This window comes from Duganella guangzhouensis (genome assembly GCF_009674535.1).
GTDB lineage: Bacteria > Pseudomonadota > Gammaproteobacteria > Burkholderiales > Burkholderiaceae_D > Rugamonas > Rugamonas guangzhouensis.
On record NZ_WKJK01000005.1, the window covers coordinates 47,447 to 68,334 of the forward strand.

The 20,888-nt window shown below is 62.8% G+C and carries 15 protein-coding genes; 10 read left to right on the forward strand and 5 right to left on the reverse strand.

The window, feature by feature from the left end:
• Positions 1–16: 16 nt before the first annotated feature.
• Positions 17–2,158 carry an alpha-glucuronidase family glycosyl hydrolase gene (locus tag GJ699_RS10905; protein WP_154376024.1) on the reverse strand — a complete coding sequence of 714 codons (2,142 nt, stop codon included), beginning with the start codon at positions 2,156–2,158 and terminating at the stop codon, positions 17–19.
• Positions 2,159–2,237: 79 nt separating this feature from the next.
• Between GJ699_RS10905 and GJ699_RS10910 the strand changes: the two genes are divergently transcribed.
• On the forward strand, positions 2,238–3,338 hold the full coding sequence (locus GJ699_RS10910; protein WP_154376026.1) for an endo-1,4-beta-xylanase: 1,101 nt from the start codon (positions 2,238–2,240) through the stop codon (positions 3,336–3,338).
• A 98-nt stretch (positions 3,339–3,436) separates the two neighbouring features.
• Here the strand turns inward: GJ699_RS10910 and GJ699_RS10915 are convergent, their stop codons facing one another.
• Positions 3,437–6,304 (reverse strand): glycosyl hydrolase 115 family protein, encoded by a 2,868-nt coding sequence (locus tag GJ699_RS10915; RefSeq protein WP_154376029.1) that lies wholly within the window; start codon positions 6,302–6,304, stop codon positions 3,437–3,439.
• Positions 6,305–6,330: 26 nt separating this feature from the next.
• Positions 6,331–7,581, reverse strand: coding sequence for an SGNH/GDSL hydrolase family protein (locus GJ699_RS10920; RefSeq protein WP_154376031.1), 1,251 nt, complete (start codon positions 7,579–7,581; stop codon positions 6,331–6,333).
• A 112-nt stretch (positions 7,582–7,693) separates the two neighbouring features.
• Between GJ699_RS10920 and GJ699_RS10925 the strand changes: the two genes are divergently transcribed.
• From GJ699_RS10925 to GJ699_RS10960, 8 genes are all read left to right on the forward strand, one after another.
• The gene (locus tag GJ699_RS10925) at positions 7,694–8,881 is read left to right on the forward strand and encodes a fumarylacetoacetate hydrolase family protein (RefSeq protein ID WP_371867529.1); all 1,188 of its coding nucleotides are present in this window, start codon (positions 7,694–7,696) and stop codon (positions 8,879–8,881) included.
• A 39-nt stretch (positions 8,882–8,920) separates the two neighbouring features.
• Positions 8,921–9,688: a D-xylose 1-dehydrogenase gene (gene xylB, locus GJ699_RS10930; protein ID WP_154376654.1), complete on the forward strand. Its 768-nt coding sequence runs from the start codon at positions 8,921–8,923 to the stop codon at positions 9,686–9,688.
• Entirely contained in the window at positions 9,685–10,560 is an 876-nt protein-coding gene (locus GJ699_RS10935) for an SMP-30/gluconolactonase/LRE family protein (RefSeq protein ID WP_154376033.1), read from the forward strand. Before xylB ends, GJ699_RS10935 begins: the two co-directional genes overlap by 4 nt.
• An 8-nt stretch (positions 10,561–10,568) precedes the next feature.
• Positions 10,569–12,344, forward strand: a complete 1,776-nt coding sequence (locus GJ699_RS10940) for an IlvD/Edd family dehydratase (protein ID WP_154376036.1) — start codon at positions 10,569–10,571, stop codon at positions 12,342–12,344.
• A 156-nt stretch (positions 12,345–12,500) separates the two neighbouring features.
• The gene (xylF, locus tag GJ699_RS10945) at positions 12,501–13,469 is read left to right on the forward strand and encodes a D-xylose ABC transporter substrate-binding protein (protein WP_371867546.1); all 969 of its coding nucleotides are present in this window, start codon (positions 12,501–12,503) and stop codon (positions 13,467–13,469) included.
• 9 nt (positions 13,470–13,478) lie between these two features.
• Complete coding sequence (xylG, locus tag GJ699_RS10950; RefSeq protein WP_154376039.1) at positions 13,479–15,005, forward strand: D-xylose ABC transporter ATP-binding protein; 1,527 nt, start codon at positions 13,479–13,481, stop codon at positions 15,003–15,005.
• Between the two features lie 14 nt (positions 15,006–15,019).
• Positions 15,020–16,162, forward strand: a complete 1,143-nt coding sequence (locus GJ699_RS10955) for a sugar ABC transporter permease (protein ID WP_154376041.1) — start codon at positions 15,020–15,022, stop codon at positions 16,160–16,162.
• 33 nt (positions 16,163–16,195) lie between these two features.
• The gene (locus GJ699_RS10960) at positions 16,196–18,574 is read left to right on the forward strand and encodes a glycoside hydrolase family 3 N-terminal domain-containing protein (RefSeq protein ID WP_154376043.1); all 2,379 of its coding nucleotides are present in this window, start codon (positions 16,196–16,198) and stop codon (positions 18,572–18,574) included.
• Positions 18,575–18,578: 4 nt separating this feature from the next.
• On the opposite strand, the gene GJ699_RS10965 is transcribed toward GJ699_RS10960, so the two are convergent.
• The gene (locus tag GJ699_RS10965; RefSeq protein WP_154376045.1) at positions 18,579–19,739 is read right to left on the reverse strand and encodes a GGDEF domain-containing protein; all 1,161 of its coding nucleotides are present in this window, start codon (positions 19,737–19,739) and stop codon (positions 18,579–18,581) included.
• Positions 19,740–19,812: 73 nt separating this feature from the next.
• On the opposite strand from GJ699_RS10965, the gene GJ699_RS10970 reads away from it, so the two are divergent.
• Positions 19,813–20,289, forward strand: a complete 477-nt coding sequence (locus tag GJ699_RS10970; protein ID WP_154376047.1) for a VOC family protein — start codon at positions 19,813–19,815, stop codon at positions 20,287–20,289.
• Here the strand turns inward: GJ699_RS10970 and GJ699_RS10975 are convergent.
• Positions 20,286–20,882 carry a hypothetical protein gene (locus tag GJ699_RS10975; protein ID WP_154376049.1) on the reverse strand — a complete coding sequence of 199 codons (597 nt, stop codon included), beginning with the start codon at positions 20,880–20,882 and terminating at the stop codon, positions 20,286–20,288. The two genes, GJ699_RS10970 and GJ699_RS10975, sit on opposite strands and share 4 nt — an antisense overlap.
• Positions 20,883–20,888: the final 6 nt, after the last annotated feature.

A 20,888-nucleotide genomic window follows, 5' to 3' on the forward strand; every position in this document is an offset into this window, starting at 1 on the left:
TTACCACAAGCGGGCACTATCCACGGCCCGGAGCATAGGGGTAGCTTAACGATTTATAGTAATCCAGCGGGTGCGCCGGCGGCTGCACGCCGGCTGGCAGCGGCAGTCCGGAGACCGACTGGAAGTAAGCCACGCAGGCATCGCGCCACAGCGTGGCGTTGGCGACCTGACGGTTCAGGCGCTGTTCTTCCTCGCTGTAGCGGCGCGGATCGATCAGCGGTTTCAGTGCCACCCAGCGCGCGCGCAGCGATTTGGCGTCGGCCAGACCCTGATCGTAATGGGCCAGCAGCTCGGCCCACAGCGTGCGGCCGGACGGCATCGCGTAGTTCCATGGCAGGTGGTGGAACCACAACAGGAACTGCGGCGGCGTGGTTTTGGGATCGCTGAACTGGCGGGCGATCTCCGGCGCGTACTGTTCCAGCGCGTTGCTGCCCTTGGCGGTGCGGTCGAAGCCAATGCCGTCGCGGCTGGCGCGATGATAGTAGACCGGGTTCCAGTCCGGGCGCTCCAGATTGTCCACCCACGGTGCCGGGCCGTGATGGTGGCCGGTGCCCATGATGTGGTGCAGGCCGAGAGGCGTCATGTAATTCACCACGGTCTCGCGCGACATCATCATCATGTCGACCACCGGCGTAACGGTGCGCGGGCCGAAGGTGAGGGCGGCCCATTCGACGGCGACGTCGCGCGCCTTGGCCTGCGGGTTCCAGGCCATGCGGCCGTAGGCGTACCAGTTGGCCTGATCGAAGTGCGAGCCGGCCCAGTTACGGTCACTGCCGATGTTGGCTACGCCGGCGATGCCGCTCAGCGTCTGCGCCACGGTGCGGCCTTGCGGCGCGGTTTTGGTGTCGGTTTCCAGCGTTTCTTCGAACAGCGTGCCCAGATACGCCATATCGGTCGAGAAGCCCAGATACTCCTTGGTGATCTGGAACTCCATCATCAGCGGCGTTTTCTGCATGGCGCCGAACAGCGGGTGGAACGGCTCGCGCGGCTGGAAGTCGATGGCGCCATTCTTCACCTGCACCAGCACATTGGCGGCGAACTGGCCGTCCAGCGGCTTGAATTCATCATAGGCTTGCTTGGCGCGGTCGTCGTTGAGATGCGTGCCTTTCGGCGCGTAGACGAACGCGCGCCACATCACAATGCCCTTGTGCGGCGCCAGTGCGGCGGCCAGCATATTGGCGCCATCGGCGTGGGTGCGGTGGTAGTCCTGCGGACCGGGCTGGCCTTCCGAATTGGCCTTGACCAGGAAGCCGCCAAAGTCGGGGATGGACTTGTAGATTTCATCGGCCTTGCGCTGCCACCAGGCGCGGACTTCCGGCGACAGCGGGTCGGCGGTGCTGGTTTCTTTCAGCTCCAATGGCGTCGAAAAGCGCGCCGACAGGTACACCTTGATGCCGTAAGGGCGCAGCACATCGGCCACTGCAGCGGCCTTGGCGATGAAGGGCGCGGTCAGCACTTCCGGTTTGGAGTTGACGTTGTTAAGCACCGTGCCGTTGATGCCCAGCGACGCGTTGGCGCGGGCGTAGTCGGTGTAGCGTTGGTCCTTAATGTCGGGCAGCGCCCACCAGTCCCAGATCGACTGGCCGGCGTAGCCGCGTTCCACGGTGCGGTCCAGATTATCCCAATGATTCAGCAAGCGCAGTTGCAGCGTGGGTGCGGACGACGCTTCCAGCTTGGCGCCGGTATTGGCGTCGCGCAGCCAGGCGTAGGCGCCGTACAGCAGGCCGATGTCGGTATTGGCGGCGATCAGCGTCACGTTGTGGTTCTGGATGCGGGTCTGGCGCAGCAGATAGCCGTCGTTGCCCAGCGCCGACAGCTCGGCGCGCAGCGGCGATGCGGCGGCACCCAGCTCCTGCAGGCGGGCCGGCGTGGCAAGCAGCAGCGCGCCATCGCTGATGCGAGCCGATGGCGCAGGCGCGCGGCCCAGCATACCGGTCAGCGCCTTGTGCAGCTCATCCAGCGCGGCTTGCGACGTAGGCGAGGGCGCGCCGGGCAGCACCACGCTGCGGGCTTGCGATTGCACACGGGCCTGGGCTGCCTGCTCCAATGGGCGGTAGCGCAGCCATAGGTCGTAGCCATCTTCGTCGGCGGCCGACGCGGTGGCCGCCAGCGTCAATAGCAGCGCGGCCAGCGCGGCGGAAAAGGAAAATCGCATCATGTCTCCGTTTTTATGGTAGCGTAATCATTTCATTATGCCACGATGTTAGCAAACATTTCCAACGAGGAGTGAGACAAAAATGAAGATATCCCGCCGCGCCATGTTGGCGTTGATAGCGGCTGGCGGCGCACTGCCGCTGCATGCCGTCGAGATGCCGGAACCATTGAAGGTACTGGGCAAACGCAAAGGTCTGAATGTCGGCAATGCCATCGGCGGACGATGGTTCCGCGATCCGGCCTACAAAGCGTTGATGGCCCGCGAATGCAATATGCTGGTGGCCGAGAATGAAGGCAAGTGGCAGGCGCTGGAGCCGCGTCCGGGCGAGTACCAGTTTGAAGCGGCGGACGCCATGTACGCGTGGGCGCGGCAGCAGGGCATGCTGGTGCGCGGCCATAATCTGATCTGGCAGGACGCAAAATGGCTACCCAAGTGGGTCAACGAATACGACTTCGGCGCGCAACCGGCGCAGGCGGCGGAAGCACTGCTGCGCAAGCACATCGTGACGGTATGCGACCATTTTGGCGGCATCATCCACAGTTACGACGTGGTGAACGAAGCGGTGGACCCGGCCAGCGGCGCACTGCGTGCCAACGTCTTCACCCAGCATCTGGGCGCGGTGGAGCAGATCGATCTCGCGTTCCGCGTGGCGCGCGAGCACGCGCCGGGCGCGCAACTGGTCTACAACGACTACATGCGGGCCGACGAAGGCAGCACCAAACATCGCGAAGGCGTCTTGAAACTGCTGCACGCGCTGAAATCGCGCGGCACGCCGGTGCACGCGCTGGGTCTACAGAGCCACATCGGCTCCTGGGATGAAGTGAGCAGCGGCTCACAGCACCAGCGCGTGTGGCGCCAATTCCTCGACGAAGTCACCGGCATGGGCCTGGACCTGCTGGTAACAGAGTTCGACGTCAACGACCGCAAACTACCGGCCGACGTGACAGCGCGCGACGCAGGCGTCGCCGCCTTGGCGAAGGACTACCTGGACGTCACCTTCAGCTACCCGCAATGCCGCGACTTCCTGATGTGGGGCATGGCCGACCACGCCAGCTGGCTGCAAGAATGGAAAGAAGCCCCACGCACCGACGGCCTGCCGATGCGTCCCACCCCATTCGACGACCACCTCCGCGCCAAACCCTTGCGCGACGCTATCGCCGCCGCCATCAACGCCAAGCCCTAACACTCCGGGGTCAGGTCCATCATTTCTACACGGCCTCAACCGTACCGCAAGGTACGGTTGAGGCCGTGTAGAAATGATGGACCTGACCCCGGGTTTATTTATTGGCGGGGGCTTTCGGGTGGGCCTAGGTAGCTGGGGCGCTGGCCGCCGGTGTTAATGACCAGTTTTTGTAGTACCAGGCCGGGGTCGACGATCCAGTATTTCAGGGTGTGCTTGCCGGGTTTGTCGATCTGGTGGCGCGAGATTAGTACGGTGGCGCCGTCGCTGACGCTGCGTTCCCAGGCTTTTTCGCTGCTGTCGGCGTGGATGTTGATGATTTGCGGCGCTTCGTCGTCAATCGATATCGCGTAGCGCAGGCCGGCGCCGGGTTGGAATTTCTGTGTCGGTGCCAGTGTTGTTTGGACTTCGACTTTGCCGGCGCTGAATAGCTGGATGTCGTATTCGAGATGCATGCGCGGGTGTTCGTCCGCAGCTGCGTCTACCGGCAGGGCGGTCATGCCGGACAGGGTGCGGCCGTGGTCGGGGATGCGCAACCAAGTGCGCTTGCCATCGGCCACCGCGCGGCTGTAATGTTCGGCCTCCATGGAGACTACGCCACCGGTTTCGATGTAGCCTTTCAGCGATGCGGCGCTGGCTGGTTTGTTCAGCGGCACTCGCACGGTGGTCTTGCCGCCCGCGCCGGCGATGGTCAGCGTTGCGGTGCGCACGCCTTCGGGTACTTCGGCCCAGCGGACGTTGATGTTTATGCGCTGTTCGCGCGCTACTTTGCCCTTGGGTTTGTCCAGCACGATCCACGGTTCGTTGGCGCTGACGGTGTAGTCGAACGGCTGTTGGCCGCGGTTGAAGATGTCGATGAAGCGCGCGCGCTGTTCGAATACGTCCAGCGTCGGCAAGGCGAGTGCGTCGCCGCCGGGGCCGGGCCAGACTTGTGCGCTGCCTTCCACCGCGACGCCCATGTCGGCCGCTTTAGGGATCTGCATCTCGGTCACTGGCGGCATGACGTTGCGTGGCGGCTGGTTCCAGTAGGTGTAGCCCAGGTGCGTCTGCGACATCATGTGGTTCCATTTGCCGCCGCTGATGTCTTCGTGATACCGGCGCACCAGCTCCGCATCTTCGGCAAACAGCGCGCGTGCCCGCGTCGCCAGGTCGTTGGTGGAGGCGCGGCCCTGCAGGCCGTACAAGCGATTCAGGCCGGCCGTGACGTACAGCTCATTCACCACCGCGCCGGCTTTCACCGGGTATAACACCAGCTGGAAGAAGGCATCTCGCTTGGCCGCAGGCAGCGCGGCGGAGATGCGCTCGGCGCGTGCCGCTATCGCTTTGTATTCGTCAACGATGCGGGCAGCTTCGTTGTAGTTCACCAGGCTGTAGGTGTCCGGTTCCAGCATCTCTGGCTTGCGGCGGCTGTTGTACTTGGTGTACTCAGCGACGATGTCGGCGATGTCGTCCGCATGCTCAGGCCCGAACTCGCGCGTGGCCCACAATTTCAGGTAATCCGGCAGGCGCTCGGCCGGCCAGGCCGCTGGATTCCAGGCGTAGGTGAGGAAGAATTCAATCGGCACTTCCATCGGTTTCAGGTCGCCGACGTTGACGATCCACATGCGATTGGCCTGGTACTGCCACGCCAGATGCATCTGCTCCCACACCTTGGGCAGCGGGGTGACGTTGATCCATTTGTACGAACGAGGCCCACCGACGTAATCGAAGTGGTAGTAGATGCCGGCGCCGCCGCTGCGCTTGCGCTCTTCGGCGGTCGGCAGGCGGCGGATATTGCCCCAGTTGTCGTCGCACCACAGCAGCATGACGTCGTCCGGCACGCGCATGCCTTTTTCGTAGTATTCCTGCACCTCCTTGTACAAAGCCCACAGTTGCGGGACTTTGGTCACATCCGGATTGATTTCTTTGGCGATGATGCTGCGCTGGTCGCTGACGATGCGCTCCAGCAGCGATACATTGGCGCCTTCGGACATCGGCTCGTCGCCATCGCCGCGCATGCCCAGCGTGATCACTTTGTCCTGGCCTTGCGAGGCGCGCAGTCCCTGCGTCCAGAATTCGCGCAACGTTGGAGCGCTGCGGTTGTAGTCCCATGGCTGGCCGCCGCCGTAACGGCGCCACTCGTCGTGCGCGCGCATCATCGGTTCGTGGTGCGAGGTGCCGATGACGATGCCGTAGTCGTCGGCGGTTTTGCCGTTCAATTTGTCGTCGTCGTAGAAGGCTTCGCCCCACATGGCGGGCCACAGGTAGTTGCCGCGCAGGCGCAGGATCAGTTCAAACACCTTGGCGTAGAACTGGCGATTGAAGTCGCCGTAGTGCTGCTTGACCCAGCCGGTCAGCGCCGGGGCTTCGTCGTTCAGGAAGATGCCGCGATACTGCACCACCGGCGCGTCGCTGACCGCAGCTGTGGCGGAGGCATAGACATTGGCGTGCTTCGCGGCCGGCACGTCAGCCCACCAGTTCCATGGCGAGACGCCGATTTGTTCGGACATCTCGTAGATGCCGTAGATGGTGCCGCGCTTGTCGCTGCCTGCGATGACCAGCGCACGCTCGATGCCGGGCAACGGCTTGCGTAGTGTCTGCACTTGCCAGCCTTCCCATTTGCCCTGGATGGCCGAGACGTCCAGCGCGCCGGCCTTCACCAACTGGTCGATCAATGCGCTCTTGCCGATGGTGCCGATGATGACCACGTCGGCACCGGCCGGCTTGGCGCCGTCATGGGTCAATACCGGTTTGGCGGCGCTGACGCGGCCGATATCGGCCTGCAGATCGGCGGCGGCGCGCAGCACGCCGGGATAATCGGCTGGATCGACGTACAGTTTCGCGGCCTGGCCATTGCGCGCCAGTGCGACAGCATCGGTGGGCGGCTGGTCAAACCAGGCCAGTTTTTTCTGGCCCAGCGCCTGCGCGGGCAGGGCGTGGCAGAGCAGGGCCAGCGCCATGGCGCCGGCGGCAAGAAGGTGTTGTCTCATATAGTTGTATTTATTTGGTTTTAAATTCAGTTGCAGCGCTTGCGCAGTGCCGTCAGCGGCACGGTATCCGCCAAAGCACGGTAGCCGCCCAGTGATGGATGCAGATGGTCGCCCGAATCGTAGACTGGCTTGATGCGATCCGGATGCGCGGGATCGCGCAGCGTGGCGTCAAAATCGGCCACCGCATCGAACGCACCGGAAGTGCGTATCCACTGGTTCAGCGCCTGGCGGTCCGCCTCGTTTTCGGCTTCGGGGTGATAGTAATCGCTGCCGACATACGGCGTGACGGTGGCGCCGATCACGCAAATGCCCTTGGCGTGCGCGCGCGCGATCAACTGGCGGTGCGCCAGCTTCAGGTCGGCCAGCAACTGTTGACGGTCGGCTGGCGCATCCGGGCCATTGCGGTGCTGGACGCCCAGATCGTTCACGCCGATCAGCACCAGCGCATGGGTGACGCCGGCGCGTCCCAGTACATCGCGCTCGAAGCGCGAGGCCAGATTGGGGCCGAGGCCATCGCGCAGCATGCGGCCACCGCCTATGCCGGTGTTCACCACGCCCATCGCCTGTTTGTCGTTGCGCAGGCGCGCGGCCAGTACGTCCGGCCAGCGGGTGTTGGTATCGTTAGGCACGCCGTAGCCATCGGTGATGGAGTCGCCTACCGCGACCAGCGCACCGACGCCGCGTGGCGCCAGCACGTCTACGGCGCTGAGCGCGAACCAGCGCGGAATGGTGCCGGCATCGCTCCATGCCGCGTCCATCACGCGGTTGCCCTTGGCGAGGTAGCTGTTGGCGCGCGCGCCGGAATGGCTGGTCTGGCGCGCCGGTTCTTCCTTGAAGTAGAGTGACACCGCCAGGTCGGCCGCCGCCGGCACTTCCATGGCGACGGCATCGCTATCGTATTCGGCGCCGGCCGGAATCAGCACCGAGGCGCGGCCGTCGAAGGTCAGCGGGCGCAGGGTAGGGGCTTTGACATCGGCCACGCCGGCCGCCTGCGCCAGCGCCACGCTGGCGCCATCGACCACCAATGGTGCAGTGCCATATACATTGCTGATGCGGACTCGGAACTGCTTGCCGCCCACTGACAAATGCACGATCTGGCGCAGGCTGGCATCGCGCCAGTGTTCGGCCGCCAGCTGGTTCTGCGGGTCGGGAATTTGCTGCGCCGCACCCCAACTCGCCACCCAGTGGGTGGCCGGTTCGGCCGCCGCGCCACCTATCAGACAGGCCGCCAGAACGACCCCAAAACAGCTGCGTATTGCGTGTTGACTTGATCGCATAATTCCTTCACACTCACAAAATGTTAGCGCTATTCATTTTAGGTTAAGCCAATGGTACGCGCAACAAAAATGCCGGATGCAAGCTCGGCGCATATAGAGACAAGGATAAATCGTGAAGAACACTCTGAAGCACGCGCCGGCTCTGGCGCATCTCCCCGCTGACCTTTCCGATGCCCTGCTGGTGGGCCGCGTGTGGCGCAAGGACGTCAATGGTCCGAGCGTGGTGGTGGTGCGCAACGGCGAAGTATTCGATATTACCGCGCAGGCGCCAACCATGGCCGACCTGCTGGAGCGCGACGACGTGGTGCCGTTCGCCCACGCCGCGCAAGGCGAATCGCTGGGTCGCGTGGAAGCGCTGATCGAGGCAGCACTGAGCGGCGCTGACGACGTGCCGGTGCGCCTGCTGTCGCCCAACGACGTGCAAGCCATCAAAGCCTGCGGCGTGACGTTTGCCGTCAGCCTGCTGGAACGTGTGATCGAAGAGCAGGCCGGCGGCAATCCGGCCAAGGCCGATGAGCTGCGCACGTCGCTGCTGCAGGATATCGGCGCCGATCTGTCGGCCATCAAGCCAGGTTCGCCGGAGGCGGAAAAGCTGAAGCAGCAGTTCATTGCGCGCGGCGCCTGGTCGCAGTATATGGAAGTGGGCATCGGCCCTTACGCCGAAGTGTTCTCCAAGTCGCAGCCCATGTCGGCGGTGGGCCTGGGCGCGGACGTCGGCCTGCATCCTGAATCGAAGTGGAACAACCCGGAACCGGAAGTGGTGCTGGCGGTGAACAGCCGCGCGCAAGTCGTGGGCGCCACGCTGGGCAACGACGTCAATTTGCGCGATATCGAAGGCCGCAGCGCGCTGTTGCTGGGTAAAGCCAAGGACAACAACGCTTCCTGCTCGATCGGTCCCTTCATCCGCCTGTTCGACGAGCGCTTCACCATCGACAGCGTGCGCAATGCCGAACTGCGGCTGGTGATCGAGGGCGCGGACGATGACTTCCGCCTGGACGGCGAAAGCCGCATGCGCGAAATCAGCCGTGATCCGCTGGATCTGGTAGCGCAAACCTGCGGCAAGCATCACCAATATCCGGACGGCTTCATGCTCTTCCTCGGCACCATGTTCTCGCCGATTAAAGACCGTGGCGCGCCGGGCGCCGGTTTCACCCACAAGCTGGGTGACCGCGTCAGCATCAGCACCGCGCAGCTGGGCATGCTGGTCAACCATGTGTATCTGAGTGACGCCGTCACTCCATGGACTTTCGGCGTACGCGCCTTGTACAGCAATCTGGCCCAACGCGGCCTGCTTAACTAAAAACTATAATCCCAGGAGGAGAATAAGATGGCGCAACCCATGGTCCACGCGACCTATCCGGACCTCGCCGGCAAGCGAGTACTGATCACCGGTGGAGGCACCGGCATTGGTGCTGGCATCGTCGATGCTTTCGTCAAGCAGGGCGCGCAGGTGTTCTACATCGATATCGCGGCCGACGCGTCGAAAGAACTGGCCGAGAGCCTGAAAGGCGCGCAGCATCCGCCGGTGTACTTCCACTGCGACCTGACCGATCTCGATGCGCTGTCCAAAGTGATTTCGCAGATCGAGCAGGATCACGGCGCGATTGAAATCCTGATTAACAACGCGGCAAACGACAACCGTCACCAGGTGCAGGAAGTCACCGCCAAGTACTGGGACGACAGCCTGGCGGTCAATCTGCGTCACCAGTTCTTCTGCGCCAAAGCGGTAGCGCCGGGCATGAAGGCGGCCGGCGGTGGCGTGATCCTGAACTTCGGTTCGATCTCCTGGCACCTGGCGCTGCCTGACCTGACGCTGTACATGACCGCCAAGGCGGCCATTGAAGGCCTGACTCGCGGCCTGGCGCGCGATCTGGGCAAGGATGGCATCCGCGTCAACTGCATCATCCCCGGCTCGGTGCAGACGCCGCGCCAGATGGCGCTGTGGCACACGCCGGAAGGCGAGCAGGATATCCTCAACGCGCAATGTCTGCACGAGCGCGTACTGCCGGAGGACATCGCCGCGATGGCGCTGTTCCTGTCCTCGGACAATGCGCGCCGCTGCTCCGGCCGCGATTACTTCGTCGACGCCGGATGGTATGGAGCATGAACCTGTATCAGCCTGAGTGCATCTGGCCGCTGGGGGCAACCCTGGCCGAAGGGCCGGTCTGGCACCCGGAGGACAAGGCGCTGTACTTTGTCGACATCAAACAGCGCGCCATCCACCGCTGCGCCGAAGATGGCGGCCGCCGTCAGAGCTGGACGGTGCCGGACGAAGTGGGCTTCGCACTGCCCATGCACGGAGGCGATTTCGTGGTCGGCCTGCCTGGCCGCCTCGAACGCTTCTCGTTCGAGACCGGCGCGCTGACGCCGCTGCACACGCTGGAAGCGCAACTGCCCGGCAATCGCCTCAACGACGGCTACATCGACCGCCATGGCGCGCTGTGGTTTGGCTCCATGGACAACGCCGAAGTGTCACCCAGCGGCGCTCTGTATCGTCAGACCGGTGAAGAGGCGCCGCTGCACAAGGACGGCGGCTACATCATCACCAACGGCCCGTGCGTCAGCCCTGACGGCCGCACCTTCTATCACACCGACACACTGGAAAAGACCATCTACGCCTTCGATCTCGATGAGCAGGGCGGCCTGTCCAACAAACGCGTGTTCGTCAAGATCGAAGGCAGTGGCTACCCGGACGGCACGGCGGTCGACGCCGACGGCGCGCTGTGGGTTGGCCTGTTTGCCGGCGGCCGCATCGAGCGCTACGCCGCCTCGGGCCAACTGCTGGACACCGTCAACATGCCATGCTCAAACATCACCAAGGTGACGTTTGGCGGCGAAGACCTGCGCACCGTGTTCGTGACCACCGCCCGCAAGGGCTTGTCCGAAGAGGAATTGAGCCGGGAGCCGCTGGCGGGAGGCATCTTCAGCTTCCGCGTCGCCTCGCCGGGACAACTGCAACACCTGTACTTACCAGAATAGGCATCTCTATGAGCACCCAATCGCGTCGCTACCGTTCGCAGGACTGGTTCGATAATCCAGACCACATCGATATGACCGCGCTCTATCTTGAGCGCTTTATGAACTACGGCATTACGCCGGAAGAGCTGCGTTCCGGCCGCCCGATCATCGGCATCGCGCAGTCGGGCAGCGATATCAGCCCGTGCAACCGCATACACCTGGAGCTGGCCAAGCGCGTGCGCGACGGCATCCGCGACGCGGGCGGCATTGCGATGGAATTCCCGCTGCATCCGATTTTTGAAAACTGCCGCCGTCCCACCGCCGCCATCGACCGTAATCTGGCGTATATGGGCCTGGTCGAAATCCTGCACGGCTATCCTATCGACGCGGTGGTGCTGACCACCGGCTGCGACAAGACCACGCCGTCGCAGCTGATGGCTGCGGCCACGGTCGACATCCCGGCCATCGTGCTGTCCGGCGGTCCGATGCTGGACGGTTGGCTGGATGGTGAGCTGGTCGGCTCCGGATCGGCGATCTGGAAAGGCCGCAAGCAACTGGCCGCCGGCAAAATCGACAACGAAAAGTTCCTGGAAATCGCCGCCGCCTCGGCGCCATCTGCGGGCCACTGCAACACCATGGGTACCGCGTCGACCATGAACGCGATTGCCGAAGCGCTGGGCATGTCGCTGACCGGCTGCTCGGCGATTCCGGCGCCATATCGCGAGCGTGGCCAGATGGCTTACGAAACCGGCAAGCGCATCGTCGAAATGGCGAAGCAGGACATCCGTCCATCGCAGATCCTGAACCGCGAAGCCTTCCTGGACGCGATTGTGGTCAACGCCGCGATAGGCGGCTCCACCAACGCCCAGCAGCACATCGTCGCCATGGCGCGTCACGCCGGCGTCGATCTGCGCTCGTCCGACTGGATGGAGTATGGCCACAAGGTGCCGCTGCTGCTGAACATGCAGCCGTCCGGTAAATTCCTCGGTGAGCGCTTCCACCGCGCCGGCGGCGTGCCGGCCGTGATGTGGGAGCTGGAGCAGAAGGGCAAGCTGCGCTCCAACCGTCTCACCGTCACCGGCAAGACCATGGCCGACAATCTGCAGGGCCGCGAGACCAACGACCGCGAAGTGATCTACCCGTTCGACGCGCCGTTGAAAGAGGATGCGGGCTTCTTCGTCTTGAAGGGCAATCTGTTTGACTTCGCGATCATGAAGACCAGCGTGATCTCGCCGGAATTCCGCCAGCGTTATCTGAGCACGCCGGGCAAGGAAAACACCTTCGAATCGCGTGCCATCGTGTTTGATGGCTCAGGCGATTACCACGATCGCATCAACGATCCGGCATTGAACATCGACGAGAACTGCATGCTGGTGATTCGTGGCGCCGGTCCTATCGGCTGGCCAGGATCGGCGGAAGTCGTCAACATGCAACCGCCGGATGCGCTGATCAAACGTGGCGTCAACTGGCTGCCGACGCTGGGTGATGGTCGCCAGTCCGGCACCTCGGACAGCCCATCGATCCTGAACGCCTCGCCGGAAAGCGCGGTGGGTGGCGGCCTGGCCTACATCCGCACCGGCGACACCGTGCGTGTGGACCTGAACGAAGGCAGCTGCAATATGCTGATCAGCGACGAAGAACTGGCCAAGCGCAAAGCCGAAGGCATCCCGCCGGTACCGGCCAGCCAGACGCCGTGGCAGCAGATCTACCGCTCCACCACCGGCCAGATGGAAACCGGCGCCTGCATGGAACTCGCGCTTGAATACAAAGGAGTAGGCCACACCCTGGCGCGCCACAACCACTAGACCCGTCATTCCGGCGAAGGCCGGAATCCATAGAACGTGCGGTACGACGCACACTCAGCATGGATTCCGGCGTGCGCCGGAATGACGGCGGAGAAGAATCTAACATACGGAGACAAAATCATGAAGAAGACTGTAGTCAGCGCTATTATCGGCACCATGTTGGCACTCAGCGGCGGCGCGGCGATGGCCGATGCGAAGAATCCCAAGATCGGCTTTTCGATCGATGACTTGCGCCTGGAACGCTGGGCGCGCGATCGCGATTACTTCACCGCCGAGGCGGAGAAGCTGGGCGCCAAGGTCTACGTGCAATCGGCCGACGCCAGCGAGCAGCGCCAGATTTCGCAGATCGAGAATCTGATTTCGCGCGGCGTGGATGTACTGGTCATCGTTCCCTACAACGCCACGGTGCTGAATAACGCGGTGCGCGAGGCGAAGAAGGCCAAGATCAAGGTAGTGTCCTATGACCGCTTGATCCTCAACGCCGATATCGATGCCTACATCTCCTTCGATAACGCCAAGGTCGGTGAGCTGCAAGCCAGTACGCTGGTGGGCCTGAAACCGAAGGGTAATTACTACCTGCTCGGCGGCGCGCCGACCGACAACAACGCCAAGATCCTGCGCGAAGGTCAGTTGAAAGTGCTGCAACCGCTGATCGACAAGGGTGATATCAAGGTCGTCGGCAAGCAGTGGACCAAGGACTGGAGCGCGTCGGAAGCTCTGTCCATCGTCGAAAACGCGCTAACCGCCAATGGCAACAAGATCGATGCGGTGGTCGCTTCCAACGATGCCACCGCCGGCGGTGCGATTCAGGCGCTGGCTGCGCAAAAGCTGGCTGGCAAAGTGCCGGTGTCGGGGCAGGACGCCGACCTGGCCGCCGTCAAGCGCGTGATCGCTGGCACCCAGGCGATGACGGTTTACAAGCCGCTGAAGGTGATCGCCACCGAAGCGGCACGGCTGTCGGTCAAGCTGGTGCGCAATGAGGCGCCGCAGTATAACGCCAGCTACAACAACGGCATGAAGAATGTCAGCACGCTGCTGCTGGCGCCGATCGCGCTGACCAAGTCGAATGTCGATATTCTGGCCACCGACGGCTTCTACACCAAGGCCCAGCTGACGGCCAATTAAGGAAAGCGCATGTCCGAATATCTTCTGGAAATGCGCAACATCGTCAAGGATTTTGGCGGTGTGCGTGCCCTGAACGGCATCGACATCAAGCTCAAGGCCGGCGAGTGCGCCGGTCTGTGTGGCGAGAACGGCGCCGGCAAATCGACCTTGATGAAAGTGCTGTCCGCCGTCTACCCGCATGGCACCTGGGACGGTGAGATTGTGTGGGATGGCAAGCCGCTGCAGGCGCAGTCGATCCGCGAAACCGAGGCGGCCGGCATCGTCATCATTCACCAGGAGTTGATGCTGGTGCCTGAGTTGTCGGTGGCGGAGAATATCTTCCTCGGCAACGAGATCACGCTGCCGGGCGGCCGCATGGATTACGCGGCCATGAATCGTCGCGCCGAGCAGCTGCTGCGCGAGCTGAATATCAATGACGTCAACGTGGTGCTGCCGGTGAAGCAGTACGGTGGCGGCCACCAGCAGTTGATCGAGATCGCCAAGGCGCTGAACAAGAACGCGCGCCTGCTGATTCTGGACGAGCCTTCGTCGTCACTGACGGCGAACGAGATCAAGGTGCTGCTGGATATTATCCATTCACTGAAAGCCAAGGGCGTCACCTGCGTCTACATCTCGCACAAGCTGGACGAGGTGGCGGCGATTTGCGACACCATCGTCACCATTCGCGACGGCCAGCATATCGCCACCACGCCGATGTCGGAGATGAATATCGACCGCATCATCGCGCAGATGGTGGGCCGCGAGATGACGCAGCTGTATCCGCAGCGCGAGCACACGCCGGGCCAGGTGGTGTTCGAAGCCCGTAACGTCACCTGCTACGACGCCGATAATCCGGAGCGCAAGCGCGTCGACAATATCTCTTTCCAGCTGCGCCAGGGCGAGATCCTCGGCATCGCGGGGTTGGTGGGAGCGGGGCGCACCGAGCTGGTATCGGCCATCTTTGGCGCTTATCCGGGCGCCAGCGAGGCCGAGGTCTATCTCAACGGCCAGAAGCTGGATACCAGCACGCCGCTGAAGGCCATCCGCAATGGTCTGGCGATGGTGCCGGAAGACCGTAAGCATCACGGCATCGTGCCGGATCTCGGCGTTGGTCACAACATGACGTTGTCGGTGCTGAACGATTTTGTGCGCGCTACCCGCGTCGACCAGGACGCCGAGCTGGCGACCATTCGTCAGGAGATCAAGGCGGTCAAGCTGAAAACGTCCAGCCCCTTCCTGCCGATTACCGGTCTGTCGGGCGGCAACCAGCAGAAGGCGGTGCTGTCCAAGATGCTGCTGACGAAACCGAAGATCCTGATCCTCGACGAACCGACGCGCGGCGTTGACGTTGGCGCCAAATTCGAAATCTATCAGCTGATGTTCGATCTGGCCAAGCAGGGCATGTCCATCATCATGGTGTCGTCCGAGCTGGCGGAAGTACTGGGCATTTCGGACCGTGTGCTGGTGATCGGCGAGGGCAAGCTGCGCGGCGATTTCGTCAACCATAACCTCAGCCAGGAAACCGTGCTGGCGGCGGCGCTGGATCAGGCGCATTGAATTTAGGATGACTTATGAAGAGTAACAACATCAAACAACTGTTCACGCAGTACAAGATGCTGGCGCTGCTGATCGCGGTGGCCATCATCTGGGGCTTCTTCAGCTATCACACCGAGGGCGGCTTCGTCACGCCGCGTAACTTGTCCAATCTGATGCGCCAGATGGCGATCACCGGCATCGTCGCCTGCGGCATGTCGCTGGTGATTATCGCCGGCGAGATCGATCTGTCGGTTGGCTCGCTGCTTGGCCTGTTGGGCGGTATCGCGGCGGTGCTGGATGTGACGCATCACCTGCCGCTGTCGGCCACGCTGGCCATTGTGCTGGTGGTCGGCCTGGTGATTGGCCTGTTCAACGGCTTCCTGACCGCCTATCTGGGCATCCCGTCGTTCATCGTTGGCCTGGGCGGCATGCTGGCCTATCGCGGCATCGTGCTGGGCGTGACCGGCGGTACCACCATCGCGCCGGTGTCGGACGATATGGTCTACATCGGCCAGGCGTATCTGTCACCGACGCTGGGCATCGCACTGGGTGTGGTGCTGTTTGTGGTGGCGGTCTACCTGATCTTCCAGCAGCGCCGCAGCCGTGCCACCCACGCGCTGGACGTGGCGCCGGTGTGGCGCGACGCGCTGAAGCTGGCGATCCTCGGCGCTGTGCTGGCGGGCTTTGTGGTGACCTTCAATTCGTATGAGGGCATTCCGCTGCCGGTGCTGCTGCTTCTGGCGCTGCTGGGCATCTTCAGCTACGTCACCACGCAGACCGTGTTTGGCCGCCGCGTGTACTCGGTGGGCTCGAACATGGAGGCGACCCGGCTGTCCGGCATCAACGTCAAGTCGATCAAGCTGTGGATTTTCGGGATCATGGGTTTGATGTGCGCGCTGGCGGGGCTGGTGAACACGGCGCGTCTGGCGGCGGGTTCACCATCGGCCGGCACCTCGGGCGAGCTGGATGCGATTGCGGCCTGCTTCATCGGCGGCACCTCGATGCGCGGCGGCTCCGGCACCGTGCACGGCGCGTTGATCGGCGCGCTGGTAATGGCGTCGCTGGACAACGGCATGTCGATGCTGGACGTGGATACGTATTGGCAGATGATCGTCAAAGGCGCGATTCTGACGCTGGCGGTCTGGGTGGATGTCAGCACCCGCGCAGGTAAGCGGTAAGTAACACTCTCATAAAAATACAGGAGACAACGCATGACTAACAACCGTAGGCAGTTCCTCACTTCCATGACCGGCCTGGCCGGGCTCTCGGCCTTGCCGTCGGTGGCGCTGGCCGCCGCGTCGGCGCCGTACAAGGATGCCGCGCTGCCGGTGGAAAAGCGGGTGGACGATCTGCTCGGCCGCATGACGCTGGAAGAGAAGATCGCACAGATGCAGTGCACCTGGCAGGCCAAGACCGAAATCCAGGACGCCAAGGGCGAGTTCTCGGCGGCCAAGGCGCAGAAGGCGTATCCGCATGGTTTGGGCATGATCGCCCGTCCTTCGGACCGCCAACTGGGCCAGGCCGCCGGCGCCGGCGATACCGGCGGCGTCTCCAACCGCAATGCGCTGGAGACCGCTGTCTATACCAACGCGGTGCAGAAGTGGGCGGTGGAGCAAACCCGTTTGGGCATTCCGCTGTTTATGCACGAAGAGGCGCTGCACGGTTACGTGGCGCGCGATGCGACCAGCTTCCCGCAGGCGATCGGCATCGCTTCGTCCTTCGATACCGATCTGACCACGAAGATTTTCAGCGTGGCGGCGCGCGAGATGCGTGTGCGTGGTGCCAATCTGGCGTTGGCGCCGGTGGTGGACGTGGCGCGTGAGCCGCGCTGGGGCCGCATCGAGGAAACCTATGGTGAAGATCCATACGTCTGCGGCGAGATCGGCAAGGCGGCGATTCTCGGCTTTGCAGGTTCGGATCCCAAGCTGGCCAAGGACAAGGTGTTCGTCACGCTGAAGCACATGACCGGTCACGGCCAGCCGGAGAGCGGCACCAATATCGGCCCGGCGGAAGTCAGCGAGCGCACCTTGCGTGAAGAGTTCTTCCCGCCGTTCGAAAAGGCGATCAAGGAAGCCAACGTCGGCTGCGTCATGCCGTCGTATAACGAGATCGGCGGCGTGCCGTCGCACGCCAATCACTGGCTGCTGCATAAGGTGCTGCGCGAGGAGTGGGGCTTCAAGGGCATCACCGTGTCCGACTACTTCGGCATCAATGAGCTGATTACGCGCCACAAGCTGGTGGCCACACCTAAAGAGGCCGCACTGCGCGCCATCAAGGCCGGCGTGGATGTCGAAACGCCGGACGGCCTGGCCTACAAGGAGTTGGGCGCGCTGGTGAACGAAAAGCGCGTTTCGGAGGAAGAAATCAACGTCGTGGTGCGTCGCATCCTGACCATGAAATTTCAATCCGGCCTGTTCGAGCAGCCTTACGTCGACGCCAAGGTGGCCGACAGCCTGACCGCTACGCAGGACGCGGTGGCGCTGGCCCGCCTGGCCGCGACCCGCACGCCGGTGCTGCTGAAGAATGACAAGGGTGTGCTGCCGCTGGATGGCAAGAAGGTCGGCAAGCTGCTGCTGATCGGCACCCACGCCAAGGACACGCCGATCGGTGGTTACTCGGACATTCCGCGTCATGTGGTGTCCATTTACGATGGCTTGCAGGCGGAGGCCAAGGCACAGGGCTTCTCGCTGGCGTATTCGGAAGGCGTGCGTATCACCGAGCAGCGCATCTGGGGCGCGGACGAGATCAAGTTCACGTCGCCGGAAGTGAATGCGAAGTTGATCGCGGCGGCGGTGGAAGCCGCCAAGTCGGCCGATACCATCGTCCTGGTGCTGGGCGATAACGAGCAAACCAGCCGCGAGGCGTGGGCTGACAATCACCTGGGCGATCGCGAGTCGCTGGACCTGATGGGCCAGCAGAACGATCTGGCGCGCGCCATTTTCGCGCTGGGCAAACCGACTGTGGTGTTCCTGCTGAACGGCCGTCCGCTGTCGATCAACCTGCTGGCCGAGAAGGCCGACGCGATCATCGAGGGCTGGTACATGGGGCAGGAGACCGGCTATGCGGCGGCGGATCTGCTGTTCGGCCGCGCCAATCCAGGCGGCAAACTGCCGGTGTCGGTTGCGCGCAGCGTTGGCCAACTGCCGATCTTCTACAACCACAAGCCATCGGCCCGCCGTGGTTATATCGATGGTTCGACCAAGCCGTTGTATCCGTTCGGCTTTGGCTTGAGCTACACCACGTTTGCGATTTCCGAACCGCGCCTGGCCAAGGCGAATATCGCGGTGGGCGAGTCGACGCGAGTGGAGGTGGACGTGACCAACACCGGCAAGCGCGCTGGCGATGAGGTGGTGCAGATTTACATTCGCGACGATGTCAGCTCGGTCACGCGGCCGGTACTGGAACTGAAAGCGTTCAAGCGCGTCACGCTGCAGCCGGGCGAGAAGCGTACGCTGAGCTTTGACATCAAGCCGTCCGACCTGTGGTTCTACAACACCGAGATGCAGCGGGTGGTGGAACCGGGCAGCTTCACCATACACGCTGGGCCGAACAGCGTGGATCTGAAGTCGGTCAAGCTGATGGTCGGCTAAAGGCTTACATGGCTCGGATTACCGAGCCATTCCGGCCATTGTCCTTGGCCTGATAGAGTGCCGCATCGGCCAGTTGGAGGACGTTCTCGAACTTCTGGCCCTGATGCGGCATCAGCGTGACCATGCCCACGCTCAGGCTCACGATGCCGGCCGCTTCCGATTGCGCATGCGGTATCGCCAGCGCCTGGATGCCGGCATGGATCTCTTCTATGATCCGGGCTGCCGCTTCCGGCGCCAGGTCATGCCAGACGCCGATGAATTCCTCGCCGCCGTAGCGCGCCGCCAGGTCCATCGGGCGGCGCGTGTGCTGGCGGATCACGCTGGCGACGCTTTTCAGTACTTCATCGCCAGCGACATGGCCGTAGCTGTCGTTATAGCGCTTGAAGAAATCCACATCGATCATCGCGATGGCCAGCATTTGCTGGCTGCGGCAGGACTGTCGCCACAGGATCTCGACCTTGTCGCTGAAGGCACGGCGGTTCAACAGATTGGTCAGGAAGTCGCGGCTGGCCATTTCATGCAACTGATGGCTTAGCGCGTAGCTTTGGCGCGCCGCATATTCCATGAAGTAGGCGCCGGCGGTGCCAATGACGTTGGCGGTGGCCAGGAAAATCGTCCGCATCAACAGCACCTTGGGAGGCATGCCGGCCACCATCTCCGCCAGCGGATAGCAGATGCAGACGAACCAGCCACATGCCGCCGCCATATACATTCTCAAGGCGCCGGTGCAGTAGAAATAGAACACGGTCAGGATGATGCCCTCGTAGGAAAGCGGCGTGTTGTTGATACTGCCGACGAACAGTATGCCGATCACGCACAGGCCGTTGAGTGCCGCGACGAGGGTGGCTATCGTTTGCATGTACGGGCGCGCGGCACGGATGAAGGACACCGCAAGGCCGAGTGCCAGCGCGAGGATGATGGCCAGGCGCAGCAGCAGCACTTCGCGGCGAATCAGGTCCGGGATCATGAAATGATCCAGCACGGCGTAGGCCAGCATGACCATGATCGCCACGCCGAATGCCCAGCGGATGCGCGGCAGCAGGATGACCTCATAGTACTTCTTGAACTGGCTCTCCAATTGCGGCGCAAAACGTAGCGTCAGCCTTCGTATTCTATAGACGGCGCGCTCTTCATCGCTGAGGAGTTGTTTTTTTAGAAAACTCAATTGAATTCCTTGCCACTGCGTCGTGTTAGTGTGTGCGCTAATATACCTGTTCCTGAAATGGAGGAGACGAGTGATGGCCAACAAAAATACGATTTGTCTTTGGTACGACAAAGACGCGGAAGAGGCGGCGAATTTTTATGCCGGCGTGTTCCCGGATAGCGCGGTCACCGCGGTGCACAAAGCGCCCGGCGATTTCCCCGGCGGGACGGCGGGGCAGGTGCTGACCGTCGAGTTCACGGTGTGCGGCGTGCCGTGTCTGGGGCTGAACGGTGGTCCCACCTTCAAGCAAAGCGAGGCGTTTTCGTTCCAGATCGCCACCGACGACCAGGCCGAGACGGACCGCTACTGGAACGCCATCGTCGGCAACGGCGGCGCCGAAAGCGCCTGCGGCTGGTGCAAGGACAAGTGGGGATTGTCGTGGCAGATCACGCCACGGGTGCTGACCGACGCCATGGCGCAAGGCGGCGCCGTCGCCCAGCGCGCCTTCCAGGCCATGATGACGATGCGGAAGATCGACGTCGCTCAGATTGAAGCCGCCGCGCGGGGCTAGCGCCGCAAGAGTAACCATGCGGCTGAGAGATACCACACCGCCTGAATGGTGAAGATCGCCATCAGGCTGTGAGGTGTCAGCCGCAGGTCGCTGAACAATAGCGCTGCTGCTGGCAGGGATGACGCCAGCATGCCGACGCAGGCGAACCACGCCGCGCTGCGGCGGGACGCGTAGGCCCAGCCAAGCATCGCCGCACAATGCGCCAGCAAGCCGGCTTTGCTGAATACCTGTATCGCCAACCCCATTGCTTGCAGCATGGGCAGGCTGTCCGGAATGCCCGCCACATTTGGCACGATAAAACCATCGAATAGCATGGCGACGCCTAGCAGCACTGATCCGAGTGCGTGTGCGGCGAGGCCTGTGGCGCTTGCCGGCTGCAATGATCGCAACGCGCGGGTGAGCATGGCCAGCATGACGATCAGAACACCGTGTACCAGGCGATCCTTGTGCGCCAGTTGCGCGATCTGTGCCGGCAGCAGCGCAGCATCGCCCTGCGTGCCGGCGACCGGGTGGTGAAACAGTGCCACCAGCACGATCAGCGCCGTGGCGGCGATCGTGTATGCGGCGATGTGTTGATGGTTGGGGACTTGCATATCACT